This window comes from Brevibacterium picturae (assembly GCF_030453725.1).
Lineage (GTDB): Bacteria > Actinomycetota > Actinomycetes > Actinomycetales > Brevibacteriaceae > Brevibacterium > Brevibacterium sandarakinum_A.
In genome coordinates this window covers 1-2,495 of the sequence record NZ_JAKDJU010000291.1, presented here as the reverse complement: position 1 = coordinate 2,495, position 2,495 = coordinate 1, and the positions used below count along the sequence as shown (strand labels likewise).

At 62.8% G+C, this 2,495-nt stretch carries 2 protein-coding genes; both read left to right on the top strand.

Going from position 1 to position 2,495, the window contains the following annotated elements:
• Positions 1-101: 101 nt before the first annotated feature.
• Positions 102-1,178, top strand: coding sequence for an ABC transporter permease (locus L0G76_RS15710; RefSeq protein ID WP_304358069.1), 1,077 nt, complete (start codon positions 102-104; stop codon positions 1,176-1,178).
• 5 nt (positions 1,179-1,183) lie between these two features.
• Positions 1,184-1,975, top strand: a complete 792-nt coding sequence (locus L0G76_RS15705; RefSeq protein ID WP_304358068.1) for an ABC transporter ATP-binding protein — start codon at positions 1,184-1,186, stop codon at positions 1,973-1,975.
• The last annotated feature ends 520 nt before the right edge of the window (positions 1,976-2,495 follow it).

The following is a 2,495-nucleotide window of genomic DNA, read 5'->3' as shown; positions in this document are numbered from 1 at the left end:
TGACCACCCGGGACTCACTGCCAACCGGAACTCGTGACCGGAACTCGTGACCGGCCGGCGACACCTACCCATGCGTTCATTCACCACCTGATCGGAAACACATGTTCGGAGCACTGGAACTCGGGCTCATCTATGGAGCGATGGCGCTCGGGGTCTACCTGACCTTCAAAGTCCTCAACTTTCCCGACCTCACCGTCGACGGAAGCTTCACCACGGGCGGTGCCACCGCAGCATCCTTGATCATCGCCGGGGTCAACCCCTTCCTGGCGACCTTGGCGGCCATCGGCGCAGGACTCATCGCCGGCTACATCACCGGGCTCCTCCACACCAAGGGCGGCATCGACGGACTGCTCGCCGGAATCCTGACGATGATCGGTCTGTGGTCGATCAATCTGCGGATCATGGGCAAGGCGAACCTCCCGCTCCTGCGAGAAGACACCGTCTTCACTCCGCTCCGGGAGAACATGCTGTTGGGCACTTGGGTCTCCATCTCCGTCCTCCTCGTCTTCACCCTGATCCTGAAATTCGCCATCGACTGGTTCCTCACCACCGACCTGGGGCTGGCGATCCAGGCCAATGGCAACAATCGGCAGATGATCCGCAGCCTCGGCGTCAACACCGACAACACGACGATGCTGACCCTGGCGCTGTCCAACGGCTTCGTCGCACTCTGCGGTGCCCTCGTCGCCCAGTACCAGGGGTTCTCCGATGTCAGCATGGGCATCGGCCTCATCCTCGTCGGACTCGCCTCCGTCATCCTGGGCCAGGCCGTGTTCGGCAGCCGCAACATCTTCATGGCCAGCCTCGGCGCCCTGCTGGGATCGGTCATCTACCGGCTCATCATCTTCTTGGCGCTGCGTGCCGGCCTCGACACCAACGATATGAAGCTGACGACCGCACTGCTCGTCGTCCTCGCCCTGCTGCTGCCCAGATGGGGGTTCCTCAAACGAATACCGTCGCTGAGATCGCGCGGCAACCGGACCTCGCCGAAGGCTCCGGCAGAATCAGCAGACGATTCTGCCAACGAAGCGGGTGCACAGGTGCCCGTCGGCACGGTCGACGTCCCCGCCGACACCCCCGGCGTCCCTGCGGGGACGTCGACGAGGGCCGCGGGATCGTCTGCCGCAGGAACAACGGCGTCAGGATCGTCTGCCGCGACAGAAGCGAAGGAGGACTGAGACACATGCTGAAGATCGACACCATCTCGAAGACCTTCTTCCCCGGGACCGTCAACGAACGCAAGGCACTGCAGACCCTTTCACTCGAACTCGAAGAATCCGACTTCGTCACCGTCATCGGGTCCAACGGAGCCGGCAAGTCGACGTTGCTCAACACGATCTCGGGTCGCCTCCCCGTCGACTCCGGATCGATCACGATCGACGGCGCCGAGGTGTCACGGATGCCCGAATACAAGCGGGCCAAGTATCTGGGTCGGGTGTTCCAGGACCCGATGGCCGGCACCGCCCCGGACCTCACGATCGAACAGAATCTGTCCTTGGCGCTCAAGCGCGGTAAGCCACGTGGGCTGGGACGCGGAACCACCTCGGCGAGGCGGGACCTGTTCAGCGAGGAGCTTGCCACTTTGGAGCTCGGCCTGGAGAACCGGCTGAAAACGAAGGTGGGTCTGCTCTCCGGCGGACAGCGCCAGGCGCTGAGCCTGCTCATGGCCGGATTCACCCAGCCCCGCATCCTGCTGCTTGACGAGCACACCGCCGCCCTCGACCCACAGCGCGCGGCCCTCGTGACGGACCTGACACAGAAGATCGTGTCCAATGACGGGCTGACCACACTCATGGTCACACACAACATGGAACAGGCGATCGCCCTGGGCAACCGCCTGATCATGATGCACGAAGGCGAGATCATCTATCAGGCCTCGGCCGAAGAGAAGAAGACGCTGACGGTGAAGACGCTGCTGGGCGAATTCTCCAAGCTCAAGGGCGCGACACTGGGGGACCGGGCGCTGCTGAACTGAGGCCGGCGGCGGGTCCGGCACAGCCCTGGCAGCCATCCGAGCGGCTCTCGTATGACTGGGGATCTCGTATGACTGGTGGTCCCTTTCTTCGCCGCACAACGCAGGACGGTGACAGGATTCCTTTGAGAAGCTCACAGGAAGCTGTTAGTCTCCGAAACTATGGCACAGACAGGTAATCTCGCGGCACACCTCTGTGCCCGGACCCTCTCTGCGACTCGAGTCGCGCCCCATCTCACTGCCGGCTTTGCCTATGATTCCTGGGAGCGCGCAGCGATCGGGTGGTGTGGTTCGGAGCCATAGACATGCGTGGCAACTTGCGACCATCTGTTTCCACAACGATCGAGAAAGGGCCATCGCCGCATGTCCGATGACTCCACACCTGATTCGGAGAAACGCAACTCCGATGACACCACGGTGCCAGAGACCGACACCACCCCGACAGAGACCGACACCACCCCAACAGATACCGACACCACCCCAACAGATACCGACACCACGGCAACGTCCGCGGCGACGCTCG

Coding starts and splice junctions, on each gene's coding strand:
- L0G76_RS15710 (WP_304358069.1), top strand. CDS start 102: ATGTTCGGAGCACTGGAACTCGGGCTCATCTATGGAGCGATGGCGCTC.
- L0G76_RS15705 (WP_304358068.1), top strand. CDS start 1,184: ATGCTGAAGATCGACACCATCTCGAAGACCTTCTTCCCCGGGACCGTC.